16 protein-coding genes are annotated in these 16786 nt (G+C 70.1%); 8 read left to right on the top strand and 8 right to left on the bottom strand.

Features of this window, described 5'->3' with window-relative positions:
- Positions 1-135: 135 nt before the first annotated feature.
- Together trxB and trxA are read left to right on the top strand one after the other, a co-directional pair.
- The gene (gene trxB, locus RM844_RS12450; RefSeq protein ID WP_311667156.1) at positions 136-1104 is read left to right on the top strand and encodes a thioredoxin-disulfide reductase; all 969 of its coding nucleotides are present in this window, start codon (positions 136-138) and stop codon (positions 1102-1104) included.
- A 53-nt stretch (positions 1105-1157) separates the two neighbouring features.
- A complete protein-coding gene (gene trxA, locus RM844_RS12455) occupies positions 1158-1487 on the top strand; it encodes a thioredoxin (RefSeq protein WP_311667157.1) in 330 nt (109 codons plus the stop codon).
- Positions 1488-1565: 78 nt separating this feature from the next.
- On the opposite strand, the gene RM844_RS12460 is transcribed toward trxA, so the two are convergent.
- The 8 genes from RM844_RS12460 to rpmH all read right to left on the bottom strand — a co-directional run bounded on the left by RM844_RS12460 (position 1566) and on the right by rpmH (position 7314).
- Positions 1566-2681 carry a ParB/RepB/Spo0J family partition protein gene (locus RM844_RS12460; protein WP_311667158.1) on the bottom strand — a complete coding sequence of 372 codons (1116 nt, stop codon included), beginning with the start codon at positions 2679-2681 and terminating at the stop codon, positions 1566-1568.
- Positions 2678-3739 carry a ParA family protein gene (locus RM844_RS12465; RefSeq protein WP_311667159.1) on the bottom strand — a complete coding sequence of 354 codons (1062 nt, stop codon included), beginning with the start codon at positions 3737-3739 and terminating at the stop codon, positions 2678-2680. Before RM844_RS12465 ends, RM844_RS12460 begins: the two co-directional genes overlap by 4 nt.
- Before the next feature lie 322 nt (positions 3740-4061).
- Positions 4062-4799, bottom strand: coding sequence for a 16S rRNA (guanine(527)-N(7))-methyltransferase RsmG (rsmG, locus tag RM844_RS12470; RefSeq protein WP_311667160.1), 738 nt, complete (start codon positions 4797-4799; stop codon positions 4062-4064).
- Complete coding sequence (locus RM844_RS12475; RefSeq protein WP_311667161.1) at positions 4796-5302, bottom strand: Jag family protein; 507 nt, start codon at positions 5300-5302, stop codon at positions 4796-4798. The genes rsmG and RM844_RS12475 overlap by 4 nt, the downstream gene beginning before the upstream one ends.
- A gap of 14 nt (positions 5303-5316) precedes the next feature.
- Positions 5317-6459, bottom strand: coding sequence for a membrane protein insertase YidC (gene yidC, locus RM844_RS12480; protein ID WP_311667272.1), 1143 nt, complete (start codon positions 6457-6459; stop codon positions 5317-5319).
- Between the two features lie 12 nt (positions 6460-6471).
- Positions 6472-6786 carry a membrane protein insertion efficiency factor YidD gene (gene yidD, locus RM844_RS12485; protein WP_311667162.1) on the bottom strand — a complete coding sequence of 105 codons (315 nt, stop codon included), beginning with the start codon at positions 6784-6786 and terminating at the stop codon, positions 6472-6474.
- A complete protein-coding gene (rnpA, locus tag RM844_RS12490) occupies positions 6783-7151 on the bottom strand; it encodes a ribonuclease P protein component (protein ID WP_311667163.1) in 369 nt (122 codons plus the stop codon). The genes yidD and rnpA overlap by 4 nt, the downstream gene beginning before the upstream one ends.
- 25 nt (positions 7152-7176) lie before the next feature.
- Positions 7177-7314 (bottom strand): 50S ribosomal protein L34, encoded by a 138-nt coding sequence (rpmH, locus tag RM844_RS12495; RefSeq protein WP_311667164.1) that lies wholly within the window; start codon positions 7312-7314, stop codon positions 7177-7179.
- A 383-nt stretch (positions 7315-7697) separates the two neighbouring features.
- Here rpmH and dnaA point away from each other — a divergent pair, with 383 nt between their 5' ends.
- The 6 genes from dnaA to gyrB all read left to right on the top strand — a co-directional run bounded on the left by dnaA (position 7698) and on the right by gyrB (position 16775).
- The gene (gene dnaA / locus RM844_RS12500) at positions 7698-9491 is read left to right on the top strand and encodes a chromosomal replication initiator protein DnaA (RefSeq protein ID WP_311667165.1); all 1794 of its coding nucleotides are present in this window, start codon (positions 7698-7700) and stop codon (positions 9489-9491) included.
- 1014 nt (positions 9492-10505) lie between these two features.
- Positions 10506-11636, top strand: coding sequence for a DNA polymerase III subunit beta (gene dnaN / locus RM844_RS12505; protein WP_311667273.1), 1131 nt, complete (start codon positions 10506-10508; stop codon positions 11634-11636).
- 135 nt (positions 11637-11771) lie between these two features.
- Complete coding sequence (gene gnd, locus RM844_RS12510; RefSeq protein ID WP_311667166.1) at positions 11772-12650, top strand: phosphogluconate dehydrogenase (NAD(+)-dependent, decarboxylating); 879 nt, start codon at positions 11772-11774, stop codon at positions 12648-12650.
- Between the two features lie 46 nt (positions 12651-12696).
- Positions 12697-13836 (top strand): DNA replication/repair protein RecF, encoded by a 1140-nt coding sequence (gene recF, locus RM844_RS12515; RefSeq protein WP_311667167.1) that lies wholly within the window; start codon positions 12697-12699, stop codon positions 13834-13836.
- On the top strand, positions 13820-14458 hold the full coding sequence (locus RM844_RS12520) for a DUF721 domain-containing protein (protein ID WP_394814490.1): 639 nt from the start codon (positions 13820-13822) through the stop codon (positions 14456-14458). Before recF ends, RM844_RS12520 begins: the two co-directional genes overlap by 17 nt.
- A 259-nt stretch (positions 14459-14717) precedes the next feature.
- Complete coding sequence (gene gyrB / locus RM844_RS12525) at positions 14718-16775, top strand: DNA topoisomerase (ATP-hydrolyzing) subunit B (RefSeq protein WP_311667275.1); 2058 nt, start codon at positions 14718-14720, stop codon at positions 16773-16775.
- Positions 16776-16786: the final 11 nt, after the last annotated feature.

A 16786-nucleotide genomic window follows, 5' to 3' on the forward strand; every position in this document is an offset into this window, starting at 1 on the left:
CCGGGAACACCTCAGGGGCATGGACCCCCCGGGGGCGTCATCGGGCGGGGAATGTCTGGGACCCTGGGAACCGTTAAGCGTCTGAGGGCCCAGCCAGGGTCCCGGGTGAGAGACCACCAGACAAGGAAGATTTCCGTGAGCGACGTCCGCAACGTGATCATCATCGGCTCCGGACCTGCGGGCTACACCGCCGCGCTCTACACCGCCCGTGCCTCGCTCAGCCCGCTCGTCTTCGAGGGGTCGGTCACCGCGGGCGGCGCACTCATGAACACGACCGAGGTCGAGAACTTCCCTGGCTTCCAGGAAGGGATCATGGGTCCCGACCTGATGGACAACATGCGGGCCCAGGCGGAGCGGTTCGGCGCCGAGCTGGTGCCCGACGACATCGTCGCGGTGGATCTCAGCGGAGAGATCAAGACGGTCACCGACTCCGCCGGCACCGTGCACCAGGCGAAGGCTGTCATCGTCACCACCGGTTCCCAGCACCGCAAGCTGGGACTGCCCAACGAGGACGAGCTGTCCGGCCGCGGTGTCTCCTACTGCGCGACCTGCGACGGCTTCTTCTTCCGGGAGCAGGACATCGTGGTGGTGGGCGGCGGCGACACCGCCATGGAGGAGGCCACCTTCCTCAGCCGGTTCGCTCGGAAGGTCACCATCATCCACCGGCGGGACACCCTGCGTGCCTCCAAGGCCATGCAGGAACGCGCCTTCGCCGACCCGAAGATCGAGTTCCTCTGGGACAGCGAGGTCGCGGAGATCAAGGGGACGGACAACAAGCTCTCCGCTCTGGTGGTGCGGAACACCAAGACGGACGAACTCTCCGACCTTCCCGTCGGCGGTCTCTTCGTGGCCATCGGCCACGACCCGCGGGTCGAACTCTTCAAGGGCGTCCTGGAGTTGGACGACGAGGGCTACATTGCGGTCGACGCGCCCAGCACGCGCACCAATGTGCCCGGAGTTTTCGCCGCAGGTGATGTAGTGGACCACACCTACCGGCAGGCGATCACCGCCGCCGGGACCGGCTGCTCTGCCGCGCTGGATGCCGAACGGTACCTGGCGGCCCTGGCCGACGCCGTCTCCGTCACCGCGGAAGCCCAGGGCTGAGCCTCCCCACAAGCCACCGACCGACCAGCAAGTACCAACAAAGGAGAAGCATCATGGCTGGCGCCACCGTCACCGCCACCGACGCCGACTTCGAGGAGAAGGTCCTCCAGAGCGACAAGCCCGTGCTGGTCGACTTCTGGGCCGAGTGGTGCGCCCCGTGCCGCCAGGTCGCCCCCTCGCTGGAGGCGATCGCCGCCGAACAGGCCGAGAAGATCACCATCGTCAAGCTCAACATCGACGAGAACCCGGCGACCGCGGCCAAGTACGGCATCCTCTCCATCCCGACCATGAACGTCTACCAGGGCGGCGAGGTCGTCAAGACCATCGTGGGCGCCAAGCCGAAGGCCGCCCTTGAGCGGGACCTTCAGGAGTTCATCGGCTGACGTCCCCGCAGCATACGAAAGGGCCCGTGGTGTTTCACGTGAAACACCACGGGCCCTTTCGTATGCCGGCGACCGCGTCTAGCGCTCCTCGCCGTCCGTCGACTCCGGCGCCTCATCCGGGGAGCGCTGCTCCAGCACCGGACCAGAGCCGGGCGCCAGCTGCCCCAGGATTCGCTCAAGGTCCTCCATCGAGGCGAACTCGACGACGATCTTGCCCTTCTTCTGCCCCAGGTCGACCTTCACCCTGGTCTCGAAACGGTCGGAGAGACGGGTCGCCAACTCATCGAGCGCCGGGGCGATCCGCTTGCCCGCGCGGGGGCCCCGACTCCGCGAGCCCTGCTTCTTGCTGCCGCTCTCCAGGGTGACGATCTCCTCGACGGCCCGCACCGAGAGGCCCTCGGCCACGATGCGCAGCGCCAGCTTGCTCTGCTCCTCCGGGTCCTCCACGGAGAGCAACGCGCGCGCATGACCGGCCGAGAGCACGCCGGCCGCCACGCGCCGCTGCACGGCCGGTGAAAGCCGAAGCAGCCGGAGCGTGTTGGAGACCTGCGGGCGAGAGCGACCAATCCGGTCGGCCAGCTCGTCATGGGTGCACTTGAAGTCCCGCAGCAGCTGGTCGTAGGCAGCGGCCTCCTCCAGCGGGTTGAGCTGTGCCCGGTGCAGGTTCTCCAGGAGGGCGTCCAGCAGCAGCTTGTCGTCCTCGGTGGCCCGGACGATCGCGGGGATCGCCTCCAGGCCGGCCTCACGACAGGCGCGCCACCGACGCTCCCCCATGATCAGCTCATAGCGGTCGGCCGAGAGGCGACGCACCACCACCGGCTGGAGCAGCCCCACCTCCTTGATCGAGGTGACCAGCTCGGCAAGGGCGTCCTCGTCGAAGACCTCCCGCGGCTGCCGCGGGTTGGGCGTGATGGCGTCCAGCGGCAGCTCGGCGAAGTGCGCACTCGTCGTCTCCGGGAGCGGGCTCTCCTCCTCGACCACCGCGGGCTGCGCCGCCTGGCCGGCGACCGGACGGCGTTCCCGCTCCGACGCGGTGGGCACCGCGACGCCACGCTCCGCCGTCAGCACGGGCACCGCGCTGGGCGACACCGACGGTCCCTTGCCGCCCTCGGGCGCCTGCTCCTCGGAGCTCCTGGGCGCGGCCGGGATCAGCGCGCCCAGCCCTCGACCCAGCCCTCTACGTCGCTCGCTCACTGAGTCCCCTCCACCGGGTTGTGCTGTTCCTGCTGCGGGATCGCGCCACGCAGCGCGATCTCCCGGGCCGCCTCCAGGTAGGACAGCGAACCACTGGAGCCCGGGTCATAGGTGAGGACCGTCTGCCCATAGCTGGGGGCCTCGGAGATGCGGACCGAACGCGGGATGTTGGTCCGGAGCACCTCGTTACCGAAGTGACCGCGCACCTCGTCGGCCACCTGAGAGGCGAGCCGCGTCCGCCCGTCGTACATGGTCAGCAGAATCGTCGACACATGCAGCTTGGGATTGAGATGGCCCCGCACCAGCTCGACGTTGCGGAGCAGCTGCCCCAGGCCTTCCAGCGCGTAGTACTCGCACTGGATCGGGATGACCACCTCGGCGCCGGCGACCAGGGCGTTGACGGTCAACAGCCCCAGCGAGGGCGGGCAGTCGATCAGCACATAGTCCAGCGGCTGTTCGTAGTCGCTGATGGCGCGCTGCAGCCGGCTCTCCCGGGCCACCAGGGAGACCAGCTCGATCTCGGCGCCGGCCAGGTCGATGGTGGCGGGAGCACAGAAGAGCCCTTCGACATCACGCACCGGCTGCACCACATCGGAGAGCGGCTTGCTCTCCACCAACACGTCGTAGATCGACGGGACATCGGCGTGGTGGTCGATGCCGAGCGCCGTCGAGGCGTTGCCCTGCGGGTCGAGGTCGATCACCAGCACCCGGGCCCCGTGGAGCGCGAGTGAAGCCGCCAGATTGACGGTGGTGGTGGTCTTCCCGACGCCGCCCTTCTGGTTGGCGACCACCATGATCCGCGTCTCGGCCGGCCGGGGCAGGGCCGCTCCCGAGAGGTGCATGGCCGCGATGGCCTGTTGCGCCGCCCGGGCAACCGGGGCGCCCGCGACCGGCGATGGCGCGGTGGTCCCCATATCAACGGCACCACCAGGCGCGTCCGTCGGTTCGGACCGGGGGCCCGGGACCGGATCGGCCGTCGGCCCAGCAGTGTTGGCGTCGGACCGCAATGGTTCACTCTCCTCGACACGCACAGCCTCTGTGGAGTCAAAGCCTGCCATGTCCTGGGGGTCGTGAACCAGCGAGGACCGCTTAGCTGTGGATGACTGGCCGTCTGTGGATACCTGCGACCCACTTTGGAGTGACATTCGGGGACGACGGGTGCGCGGCTCGGCGGTCGCGCGCCCACGGCTGATGATTCCCTGAAGCAGCGAGCGGCGTTTCACGTGAAACACGATGCCCAGCGAGATCAGCTGTCCCCGGCAGGACACTCCGCCGGGGACAGATTGAGCGCCATGACGGCCGCTTCGGCCGAACGCCCCCGCCTCCAGGAGCTCAGGGCTCGCGGCGGCGGGGGCGCTCAGGAAGTCATCGGGGACGCGTTCAGCGCCGCGGCCGGCGGGTGGCTCCGCCCCTTCGTGCCGCCTTGGCTCGCTTCGCGGCGAACCGCACCCCACCGGGGCTCTCTCCGACCTCGACCCGCACCACCGTGGACGGCGGATCGACCACGCCGACTCCCGCGTGGAGCACGGAGCCGCGCACCACACCGAGCTTGGCCAGCGCGCCACGGGCCGCCTTCAGCTCCTCCTCGGCCGTCTCCCCCTTGAGCGCCAGCATCTCCCCGTAGGGCCGGAGCAGCGGAACGCCCCACCCCGCGAGCCGGTCCAGGGGAGCGACCGCCCGGGCCGTCACCACATGGACCGGGGTGAAGGTGGGGAGTACCTCCTCCGCCCGCCCTCGGAGCACGGTGACGCCGTCCTCCAGGCCGAGCAGCTCGACCACCTCGCTCAGGAAGTTGGTCCGCCGCAGCAGGGGCTCCAGCAGGGTGATCCCGAGGTCCGGCCGAACCAGCGCGAGCGGAATGCCGGGCAGCCCGGCCCCCGAGCCCACATCGCAGACCGTGACCCCCTCGGGCACCACCTCGGCGAGGACCGCGCAGTTCAGCAGGTGACGCTCCCAGAGCCGCGGCACCTCGCGAGGGCCGATCAGCCCCCGGCGGACGCCGATGTCGGCGAGCAGCTCGGCGTAGCGAACGGCGTCGCCGAGCCGGTCGCCGAACACCTCGTGGGCCGCCTCCGGCGGCTCGGGAAGCGCCGCCGCGGGGGCGCGGTCCTCACTCACGGCAGGACGACCACGCGCCGCTGCGGCTCCTCGCCCTCGGACTCACTCCGAAGCCCGGCCGCCGCCACCGCGTCGTGTACCACCTTGCGCTCGAAGGGCGTCATGGGCTGGAGCTTCACCGGCTCACCGGAGTCCTTGGCCTGCTGGGCGGCCTCGGTGCCCAGCGTGGTCAGCTTCTCGCGCTTACGGGCCCGGAAGCCGGAGACGTCCAGCATCAGGCGGCTGCGCTCGCCGGTCTCCCGGTGCACCGCGAGCCGGGTCAGCTCCTGGAGCGCCTCCAGCACCTCGCCCTCCCGGCCCACCAGCTTCTGCAGGTCACGGGAGGTCCCCTCGGAGATGATCGACACCGCCGCCCGGTCGCCCTCCACGTCCATGTCGATATCGCCGTCCAGGTCGGCGATGTCGAGGAGCCCCTCCAGGTAGTCGGCCGCGATATCGCCCTCCGTCTCCAGGCGGGTCAGCTCGTCGGTCTCCTCGGCAGCGGCTGAGGTGGTGTCCGTCACGGGTGAGGCTCCTTCTACTTCTTGCTCTTGGCGGACGGCTTGGGCTTGCGGGCCTGGGACTTCTTGGCCTGCTGCCCCCGCTGCTTCTTCTGGGGCTGGGAACCGCTGGACTTCTTGGCCTGAGCGTCACCGGACCCGGCGTTCTGCCCCGGCTTGTCGAGCCGGGAGCCCTGCTCGGGCTTCTCCAGCCGGGACGAGGAGGCCGCCTGCTTCTTGGCCTGCGGCTGGCCGCCCGTCTGGCGCTGGGACTTGGTCTGCCGCTTGGGCTGGCTGCGCGCGGTGCGGGGGCCCTCGGCGGTCTTCTTGGCGGCCTCGGTCTCCTCCTGGGGGAGCTTGCCCTTCTTGCGGAGCCGCTCCTGCCGCGCCTGGTAGGCCAGGCTGCCCGGGGTGGGGTTCCGGGTGATCACGTACATCTGCTGCCCCAGCGTCCAGACGTTGGTGGTCAGCCAGTAGATCAGCACACCCACGGGGAAGTTGACGCCGAAGACGGCGAACATGATCGGGAAGATGTACATCAACATCTTCTGCTGGTTCATGAACGGCGTCTTGACCGTGAGGTCGACGTTCTTCGTCATCATCTGGCGCTGAGTGAAGAACTGCGACGCCGACATCAGCACGATCATGATGATGGTGACGATGCGGACGTTGCCCTGCGAGGCGCCCAGCTCGGCAACCTTGTCCACGCTGTCCATGAACCGGGTGGCGATCGGCGCGCCGAAGATCGTGGCCTCACGCGCGGACTCGACCTGCTCGTTGGTGAGCACGCCGACCTTGTTGTTGCTGGCGATGTGGTTCAGCACCTGGAAGAGCGCGATGAAGAACGGGGACTGCGCCAGGATCGGCAGACAGCTGGCGAGCGGGTTGGTGCCCGTCTCCCGGTACAGCTTCATCATCTCTTCGGACTGACGCTGCCGGTCGTTCTTGTAGCGCTCCTGGATCTTCTTCATCCGGGGCTGGAGCGCCTGCATGTTGCGCGTCGCCTTGATCTGCTTCACGAAGAGCGGGATCAGGGCGATCCGGATCACGACCACCAGGGAGACGATCGAGAGCCCCCACGCCCAGCCACTGTCCTCGTCGAAGATCAGGCTGTAGAGGCTGTGGAACTGAACGACGATCCACGAAACGGCGATATAGAGAGGAGTGAGGATCGTATTGATCGTGTCCACAGATCAGGCTCCTTGGGCATTGTTGGGGGCACCCCCGGGAGAGGCGGGGTTGAGCGACCGGTGCCGTAGGCGGTCACGCAGTGACTGGTGCCAGACTGGGCGCTTGCGCGGCGGGACGTGGTCGACCCCGCCGGGCGACCAGGGGTTGCACCGCAGGATGCGCCAGGCGGTCAGGACCGTCCCCTTCACCGCGCCGTGCCGGTCAATGGCGCCGTATCCGTAGTGAGAGCACGACGGATAGTAACGGCACACCGGGCCGAGAAGCGGGCTGATGGTCCACTGATACAGCTTGATCAGCAGCAGCAGCGGGTACTTCATCCGCGTACCCCTCCCAGTAGCCGCTCCAGTGCGGCGTCCAGCTCCCGGGCCAGCTGCTCGGACGCGACGGACTCCGCGCCGGGCAGGGCCCGCACGACGACCAGGCTACCGGCGGGCAACGCGGCCAGCCGTGCCCGGACCAGGTGGCGCAGCCGGCGCTGCACCCGGTGCCGGACCACCGCGTTGCCGATGGCCTTGCTGACGACGAAACCCGCACGTGGCGGAGGAGGGGTCTCCTCCGCCACGTGCGGGTCCGTGCCATCACGCAGATGGACGACGAGATGGGGGCGCCCAGCCCTGCGGCCTCGGCGCATCGCGGTCGCGAAGTCCTCGCGTCGCCTCAGTCGGTTCTCCGAGGACAGCACCGCATGGACCTGTGGTCGCTAAGACTCAGGCCGAAAGACGGCCGCGGCCCTTGGCACGACGGTTGGCGATGATGGCGCGGCCGGCACGCGTCCGCATCCGCAGCCGGAAGCCGTGGGTCTTGGCCCTGCGCCGGTTGTTCGGCTGGAAAGTGCGCTTGCTCACTCGGGGACTCCAGAGATCTTCGGTGTTTCGGCACAGGACGGCCGAGACAAGTTTGTGGACCGTCGTTGGCTGTCACCGTGCGCCCGCGAGGGCAGCGCAACGCCCGAGTCAGCCGCTCAACACCTCTGTACCGAGGCGGGCCATCGGAGGCAGGCGGCAGCAGCCATCGACGACTCGACCTGGCAACGGTACGCGCGAGGCCAGCCACAGGTCAAACTCAGACGGCGCACCCTTGTACACAGCCTGTGGACAACGACTTGATGCGCGGACCTCGCGCTGACTAACGTGGCTGAACTCGGAATCTTTCCCGACCGCCCCCGGCGTCACACCCTCAGGTGCCCGCCAACGCCAGCGCCACCCCTGCGAGTGAGAGAGCGTGCCCCGTGGCTGACCTTCCAGCGGACCTTGCAGCGGTCTGGCCCCGGGCTCTGACGACGATGCTCTCCGACGGCCAACGCCTGGAGTCCAAGGATCACCGCTGGCTCCAGGACTGTCAGCCACTCGCCCTGGTCTCCGGCACCGCGCTGCTCGGCGTGCCGAACGAGTACGCGAAAAACGTGCTGGAGGGCCGGCTGGCCCCGCTGATCAGTGAGGCGCTGAGTCGGGAGTGCGGCCAGCCGGTCCGGCTGGCCATCACCGTCACCGCGCCGCCCGCCGAGCCGGCGCCGTCCGCGCCCGAGCCGTCGTCCGCCACCGAGCCGCCGGCGGACGACGGCTACGCCGGCGGCAACGGCTACGGCGAGCGCGGCGCCGGGCTGCCCGAGGTCCGGCCGGTCTACCCCGACCGGCACCAGCCGCCGCTCCAGGAGAGCCCGCAGTGGCGCCAGCCCCGCGGCGACTACCCGGCCTACGGCAGGTCCGACGGCTACTCCCCCGGCTACGCCGAACAGGGATACGGCGAACGGGGCTTCGGCGACCAGCACTACCAGGAACAGCGCTACGGCGAACGTGCCTACGGCGGCGAGCCGCGCTATCCGGAGCAGCGGTACGGCCGTTACGAGCCGGGCGGGCAGCCCGGCGGCTCGTCGGGTGCCCCCGGAACGCCGGGGTCGGCCGGTGCGCCCCAGGGCGCCGGCCCGTCGGCCGGCGGGCCGGCGTCGCCCGGCTCGGGCGCGGGCGGCAGCGGCCCCGGAACGGGGGAGCCGACCGCCCGGCTGAACCCGAAGTACCTCTTCGACACCTTCGTGATCGGCGCCTCCAACCGCTTCGCCCACGCGGCGGCGGTGGCGGTCGCCGAGGCGCCGGCCAAGGCGTACAACCCGCTCTTCATCTACGGCGAGTCCGGCCTGGGCAAGACCCACCTGCTGCACGCCATCGGGCACTACGCCCGCAGCCTCTACCCCGGCACCCGGGTGCGCTACGTCAGCTCCGAGGAGTTCACCAACGAGTTCATCAACTCCATCCGGGACGGCAAGGCGGACGCGTTCCGCAAGCGGTACCGGGACATGGACATCCTGCTGGTGGACGACGTGCAGTTCCTCGCCAGCAAGGAGTCGACGCAGGAGGAGTTCTTCCACACCTTCAACACCCTGCACAACGCGAACAAGCAGATCGTGCTCTCCTCCGACCGGCCGCCGAAGCAGCTGATCACCCTGGAGGACCGGCTCCGCAACCGCTTCGAGTGGGGGCTGATCACCGACGTCCAGCCGCCCGAGCTGGAGACCAGGATCGCGATCCTGCGGAAGAAGGCCGTGCAGGAGCAGTTGAACGCGCCGCCCGAGGTGCTGGAGTTCATCGCCTCCCGGATCTCCCGCAACATCCGGGAGCTGGAGGGCGCGTTGATCCGGGTCACCGCCTTCGCCAGCCTCAACCGGCAGCCGGTGGACCTGGGGTTGACGGAGATCGTCCTCAAGGACCTGATCCCCGGCGGCGAGGACGCCACCCCGGACATCACGGCCGACGCCATCACCTCGGCCGTCGCCGACTACTTCGGACTGACCATCGAGGACCTGGCCGGCTCGTCCCGGAGCCGCATCCTGGTCACCGCGCGACAGATCGCGATGTACCTGTGTCGCGAGCTGACCGATCTGTCACTGCCCAAGATCGGCCAGCACTTCGGCGGCCGGGACCACACCACGGTGATGCACGCGGACCGCAAGATCCGGGCCCTGATGGCCGAGCGGCGCTCCATCTACAACCAGGTCACGGAGCTGACCAACCGCATCAAGAACGGCTGACGCCGCCCGTCCCGGCCCGCACCGCGCCGGCTCTCCCCAAGCCCCACCCCGTCGCCCCGCGCGCCCGCACGGGGCGCTCCGGCGTGCCCGCGCGCCGATGTCGCTCCCCGAGCCCGCCCCGCGTCCGGTCGCCGGCGTCGCGCACCTCGCCCGAGCACCCCGTGGAACGCCACCCAGCGTGTCCGCTCGGCGGCCGCCCGGGAGCCGCGCGCCCCGCCGCCGGCCGGTCCCGGCCCGGCGTCCACCGTCCTCGGACCGCGGGCGCTGTTCGATTAGCGATCTGGGCCACCGCGTTTTCCCGGGTTTCCCACAGGTTGGGCCTGTTGTGGTCGTCCACACCCTGTGGGGTTGGCGTGTCGTCCAGAACTCCGTCCACAGGCTGCCGGTCAACGGGACGCCGTCGCAGGTCAGATGCCTGTGGATGTGTGGAAGAAGGTTATCCACAGACTGTGGACACCGCTCCCGGGCGCGAACCGGCGTCGGACGTTGTCCACCGTCGAGGACCAGCTACCCACAGGAAACGGGTAGTTGTACACAGGCAATCCACAGGTTTATCCACTGTTCGGCAACCTAACGCGCCGCGTCACCGGGTCGAGTGAATCAGGTCACAGGAAGCGGCCGGGAAGCCTGTGGGTAACCGCTCGGAAACTGGGGATGGAGCTGTGGGGAACTCGGGGTCCGCTGTGGACGGCCTGTGCACAACTGATCGCTGTCCACAGGAGGGGCCGCGTCATCCACCGCTCCACCCACAGGGCCTGTGTATAAAAAACCGGGTCTGACCAGGGGAATTGGAGTTATCCACGGTTTCCACAGGCCCTACTACTACCACTACGGATATAAGCCGGGAGACTCGATTCGAAGTGGGGGCTGTGCACAACTCGGCCCTGACCGGTCCTACCCGGCGCGCCTCGATTTGACTCGCCCCAGCCCCTACTGTCGGTGGCGTGCGTCAGACTGGTGGCTCGACAGGAGCCAGCGACGACGAGCGGCCAGCAACAGCGGGAGGCGGCTGAAGTGAAGATCCGGGTGGAACGCGATGTGCTCGCGGAGGCGGTGGCGTGGGCCGCCCGCAGCCTGCCGGCCCGGCCTCCGGTGCCGGTGCTCGCGGGCCTGCTGCTGAAGGCCGAGGAGGGGGCGTTGAGCCTCTCCGGCTTCGACTACGAGGTCTCCGCGCGGGTCTCGGTCGAGGTCGACGTGGAGGACGAGGGGACGGTGCTGGTCTCCGGGCGGCTGCTGGCGGACATCTGCCGCTCGCTGCCGAACCGGCCGGTGGAGATCTCCTCGGACGGGGTCCGGGTCACGGTCGTCTGCGGCTCCTCCCGGTTCACCCTCCACACCCTCCCGGTGGAGGAGTACCCGGCACTGCCCCAGATGCCGACGGCCACCGGCACGGTCTCGGCCGAGGTCTTCGCCTCCGCCGTCTCCCAGGTGGCCATCGCCGCCGGCCGGGACGACACGCTGCCGGTGCTGACCGGGGTGCGGGTCGAGATCGAGGGCGACACGGTCACCCTGGCCTCCACCGACCGGTACCGCTTCGCGGTGCGGGAGTTCCTGTGGAAGCCCGAGGTCGCGGACATCTCCGCGGTGGCCCTGGTGCCGGCCAAGACGCTGCTGGACACGGCGAAGTCGCTCAGCGGCGGCGACGCTGTCGCCCTGGCGCTCTCCGGCTCCGGCGCGGGCGAGGGCCTGATCGGCTTCGAGGGCGCCGGCCGGCGCACCACCACCCGGCTGCTGGAGGGCGACCTCCCGAAGTACCGCACGCTCTTCCCCACCGAGTTCAACTCGGTGGCCGTGATCGAGACGGCCCCGTTCGTCGAGGCGGTCAAGCGGGTGGCGCTGGTCGCCGAGCGGAACACCCCGGTCCGGCTCAACTTCGAGCAGGGCGTGCTGATCCTGGAGGCCGGCTCCAGCGACGACGCACAGGCGGTGGAGCGGGTCGACTGCCAGCTGGAGGGCGACGACATCTCGATCGCCTTCAACCCCGGCTTCCTGCTGGAGGGGCTCAGCGCGATCGACTCCCCGGTGGCCCAGCTCTCCTTCACCACCTCGACCAAGCCCGCGCTGCTCAGCGGCCGGCCCGCGGTGGACGCCGAGGCGGACGAGAGCTACAAGTACCTGATCATGCCGGTGCGGTTGAGCGGCTGAGTCGTCGGCGTGGCCGCCGGGTCCTCCCGGCGGCCACGGTGCTGATCTGCGCTTTTGAGCGCCCGACCCCGCAGTTGTGCGGATGGGGTCGGGCGTAGGCTCGGCCTCAGGTACAACGCTACGAAGGAGTTCCTGATGGAGCTGGGTCTCGTCGGTCTCGGCAAGATGGGCGGCAACATGCGCGAGCGCATTCGCCGTGCCGGTCACACGGTCGTGGGGTACGCCCCCGACACGGAGACCGCCGATGTGCACAGCCTGCGGGAGCTGGTGGACGCCCTGGCCGCGCCCCGGGTGGTGTGGCTGATGGTTCCCGCCGGTGCGGCGACCCAGTCGGTGGTGAACGAGCTGGGCGAGCTGCTCTCCCCCGGTGACGTGGTGGTCGACGGGGGGAACTCCCGTTGGACGGACGACGCCCGGCACGCCGAGGAGTTGTCCACCCGGGGCATCGGCTTTGTGGACTGCGGTGTCTCCGGCGGCGTCTGGGGCCTGGAGAACGGCTACGCCCTGATGTACGGCGGCGAGGCCGAGCACGTGGCGCGGGTGCAGCCGATCTTCGACGCGTTGAAGCCGGCCGGCGACGCCGGCGCGGTGCACGCCGGGAAGGTGGGCGCCGGGCACTTCGCGAAGATGGTGCACAACGGCATCGAGTACGCCATGATGCAGGCCTTCGCCGAGGGCTGGGAGCTGCTGGAGGCCGCCGAGGAGGTCACCGACGTCCGCGAGGTGTTCCGCTCCTGGCAGGAGGGCACGGTCATCCGGTCCTGGCTGCTGGACCTGGCGGTCCGGGCGCTCGACGACGACGAGCACCTGGAGCTGCTGCGGGGCTACGCGGCGGACTCCGGCGAGGGGCGCTGGACGGTGGAGGCCGCGATCGACCACGCGGTGCCGCTGCCGGCGATCACCGCCTCGCTGTTCGCGCGGTTCTCCTCCCGGCAGGAGGACTCGCCGCAGATGAAGATGATCGCCGCGCTGCGGAACCAGTTCGGCGGGCACGCCGTGCAGAGCTCCTCGTAACGGACGTGCCCAGGAGCGAATCGATCGGGGAGGTTGGGCCACCGCCGTGCATCTGACCCATCTGTCGCTGGCCGACTTCCGGTCCTATCCCCGCGCCGAGGTGGTCCTCGGCCCGGGCGTCTCCGCCTTCCTCGGGCCGAACGGGCAGGGCAAGACCAACCTGGTCGAGGCGGTCGGCTATCTCGCGACGCTGGCCAGCCACCGGGTGGCGTCCGACGCCCCGCTGGTGCGGATGGGCGCGGAGCGGGCGGTGCTGCGGGCCCAGGTCCGGGAGGGCGAGCGGCAGCAGCTGGTGGAGCTGGAGTTGAACCCGGGCCGTGCCAACCGGGCCCGGCTCAACCGGTCCACCCAGGTGCGGCCGCGCGATCTGCTGGGCATCGTGCGCACCGTGCTCTTCGCGCCCGAGGACCTGCGGCTGGTGAAGGGCGACCCGGGGGAACGGCGCAGATTCCTGGACGAGTTGGTGACCGCCCGGGTGCCCCGGATGGCCGGGGTGCGGGCCGAGTACGAGCGGGTGCTCAAGCAGCGGAACACGCTGTTGAAGTCGGCGGCGATGGCCAGGCGGCACGGCGGTCGTGGGATGGACCTGTCCACCTTGGACGTCTGGGACCAGCATCTGGCGGGCGTGGGCGCGGAGTTGGTGGCGCAGCGGCTCGCCCTGCTGGAGGGCCTGCGGCCGTTGGCCGACAAGGCGTACGACGAGGTGGCGCCCGGCGGCGGGCCGGTGGCGCTGGAGTACCGGGGCTCGGCCGGCGAGGAGTCGGCCGGCCCGGTCGGCCGGGAGGGCTACACCGCCCTGCTCGCGGAGGCGTTGACACGCTCCAGGCCGCGGGAGATCGAGCGCGGGGTGACGCTGGTGGGCCCGCACCGGGACGAGCTGCTGCTGGGGTTGGGGGAGTTGCCGGCGAAGGGCTACGCCAGTCACGGCGAGTCCTGGTCGTTGGCGTTGGCGCTGCGGCTGGCCTCCTACGAGCTGCTGCGGGACGAGGGTCCCGAGCCGATCCTGATCCTGGACGACGTGTTCGCCGAGCTGGACGCCAGGCGCCGGCACCGGCTGGCCGAGTTGGTGGCCTCGGCGGAGCAGGTGCTGGTGACGGCCGCGGTGCCGGAGGACGTGCCCGAGGTGCTGGCCGGCGCCCGTTACACCGTCGCCGAGGGGCAGGTCTCCCATGTCGAGGGGGAGTGACCGGGGCGCCGGCGGTCCCTCGCCGGTGGCCGGTGGGCCGGCCCCGGCGCGGTTGCCCGAGGACGGCGGTCGGGCCGGCGGGGCGGCCGAGGTGTCGCAGGGGTCCGCGGGGTCTCAGGGGCCCGAGGTGTCCGGGGTGGATCTGGCCCGGGTCGCGCTGCGCGCGGCGAAGGAGCGCGCGCGGGAGCGCGGCGCCCTCGTGTCGCAGCGTCGGGACGCGCGCCGCGGGGGGCTGCGCTCCGGGGCGCGCGCCGGCGGTCGGGACCCGTTGCCGCTGGGCGCGGCCGTCGCCCGGCTCTCCGTCGAGCGGGGCTGGGAGATGCCGCTGGCGGTCGGCGGAGTGCTCGGCCGGTGGCCGGAGTTGGTGGGGCCCGAGGTGGCGCAGCACTGCGCGCCGGAGAGCTACGACGAGGAGAGCCGGGTGCTGACGGTGCGCTGCGACGCCACCGCCTGGGCCACTCAGCTGCGGTTGTTGGCTCCCCAGCTGCTGGCTCGGCTGAACGCCGATCTCGGCCAGGGCACGGTCAAGTTGATCAAGGTGCTGGGTCCGGCGTCCCCGGTGCGGCGCCCGGGACGGCTGCGCGCTCCCGGGTCGCGAGGGCCTGGTGACACCTACGGGTAACGTTGGGCGGCGGTGATCCGAAGTGATCCCGGTCACGTCCTGTGAGGTTGACAGGTGGAAGCGCTGAGCGCCGTTGTGAACGGATCAGGGGCCCCGGTCACATATGGGGAGTCGATGGAGGCCGGTTGAGGGCGGCACATGCGGGCTGAGAGCCCCGCAAACCGTCATTACGGTTGGCGCTAGCGGTAGACTGGCGGCAACCGCCCCGTTGCGGACCATGTCGAACGACGCAGCCGCTCCCGAGAGCCGGAGTTGGCTCGTGCTGTGCCAGAAAGGGCGCTTCGTGGCCGATTCCGGCGATGCCAACAACAACACTCCGTCCGCCGCCGATTCGACGGACGCACCCGTCTCCTACGACGCCAGCGCGATCACCGTGCTGGAGGGGCTGGACGCGGTCCGCAAGCGACCGGGCATGTACATCGGGTCCACCGGTGAGCGCGGCCTGCACCACCTGGTCTCCGAGGTCGTGGACAACTCCGTGGACGAGGCCCTGGCCGGCCACGCGGACCGGATCGACGTGACCATCCTGGCCGACGGCGGGGTGCGGGTCATCGACAACGGGCGCGGTATCCCGGTGGACATGGTGCCGTCCGAGGGCAAGCCGGCGGTCGAGGTGGTGCTCACGGTGCTGCACGCCGGCGGCAAGTTCGGCGGCGGCGGGTACGCGGTCTCCGGCGGTCTGCACGGCGTGGGCGTCTCCGTGGTCAACGCGCTCTCCACCCAGGTCGCCGTCGAGGTCAAGCGGGACGGCTACCGCTGGACGCAGGAGTACGAGCAGGGCGTGCCGACGGCGCCGCTGGCGCGGAACGAGGAGACCGGGGAGACCGGGACCACCGTCACCTTCTGGGCCGACGGGGACATCTTCGAGACCACCGACTACTCCTTCGAGACCCTGGCCCGCCGCTTCCAGGAGATGGCCTTCCTCAACCGCGGCCTGACCATCAGCCTCACCGACGAGCGGGCCGCGGCCAAGCAGACCTCGGGCGCCGACTCGGCGGCGCCGGCCGACGACGGCCAGCCGCGGACGGTGACGTACCACTACGAGGGCGGCATCGCCGACTTCGTCCGCCACCTCAACTCCCGCAAGGGCGAGCCGGTGCACGCCTCGGTGATCGAGATCGAGTCCGAGGACGTCGAGCGGCGGATCTCCGTCGAGCTGGCGATGCAGTGGAACACGCAGTTCAGCGAGGGCGTCTACAGCTTCGCGAACACGATCCACACGCACGAGGGCGGCACCCACGAGGAGGGCTTCCGGGCGGCGCTCACCGCCCTGGTGAACAAGTACGCCAGGGAGAAGAAGCTGCTGCGCGAGAAGGACGACAACCTCGCCGGCGAGGACATCAGGGAGGGCCTGACCGCGATCATCTCGGTCAAGCTGGGCGAGCCGCAGTTCGAGGGCCAGACCAAGACCAAGCTGGGCAACACCGAGGCCAAGACCTTTGTCCAGAAGATCGTCTACGAGCACTTCTCGGACTGGCTTGACCGGAACCCGACCGAGGCGGCGGACATCATCCGCAAGGCCATCCAGGCCGCGACGGCCCGGGTCGCCGCCCGCAAGGCCCGTGACCTGACCCGCCGCAAGGGCCTGCTGGAGACGGCCTCGCTGCCCGGCAAGCTCAGCGACTGCCAGTCGAACGACGCCACCAAGAGCGAGATCTTCATCGTCGAGGGCGACTCGGCCGGCGGCAGCGCCAAGTCCGGCCGGGACCCGCAGTACCAGGCGATCCTGCCGATCCGCGGCAAGATCCTCAACGTGGAGAAGGCCCGGATCGACAAGGTGTTGCAGAACACCGAGGTCCAGGCGCTGATCTCGGCCTTCGGGACCGGCATCCACGAGGACTTCGACATCGCCAAGCTCCGCTACCACAAGATCATCTTGATGGCGGACGCCGACGTCGACGGGCAGCACATCAACACCCTGCTGCTCACCCTGCTGTTCCGCTTCATGCGCCCGCTGGTCGAGGCCGGCCACGTCTACCTCTCCCAGCCCCCGCTGTACAAGATCAAGTGGGGCCGGGACGAGTTCGAGTACGCCTACTCGGACCGCGAGCGCGACAGCCTGATCCGGCTGGGCCGGGAGCGCGGCAAGCGGATCAAGGAGGACTCGATCCAGCGGTTCAAGGGCCTGGGCGAGATGAACGCCGAGGAACTGCGGATCACCACCATGGACATGGCCCACCGGGTGCTGCGCCTGGTCACGCTGGACGACGCGGCCGCCGCCGACGACCTGTTCTCGATCCTGATGGGCGAGGACGTGGAGGCGCGGCGCTCGTTCATCCAGCGCAATGCCAAGGACGTTCGGTTCCTGGACATCTGACGCCGGCCATC

The sequence above is a fragment of the Streptomyces chisholmiae genome, from assembly GCF_031845445.1.
Lineage (GTDB): Bacteria > Actinomycetota > Actinomycetes > Streptomycetales > Streptomycetaceae > Streptomyces > Streptomyces chisholmiae.

Excerpts from the sequence above, each read along its gene's own strand:
- trxA (WP_311667157.1), top strand. The coding sequence starts at position 1,158 with ATGGCTGGCGCCACCGTCACCGCCACCGACGCCGACTTCGAGGAGAAG.
- RM844_RS12465 (WP_311667159.1), bottom strand. The coding sequence starts at position 3,739 with ATGGCAGGCTTTGACTCCACAGAGGCTGTGCGTGTCGAGGAGAGTGAA.
- yidD (WP_311667162.1), bottom strand. The coding sequence starts at position 6,786 with ATGAAGTACCCGCTGCTGCTGCTGATCAAGCTGTATCAGTGGACCATC.
- gnd (WP_311667166.1), top strand. The coding sequence starts at position 11,772 with ATGGAGCTGGGTCTCGTCGGTCTCGGCAAGATGGGCGGCAACATGCGC.
- RM844_RS12520 (WP_394814490.1), top strand. The coding sequence starts at position 13,820 with ATGTCGAGGGGGAGTGACCGGGGCGCCGGCGGTCCCTCGCCGGTGGCC.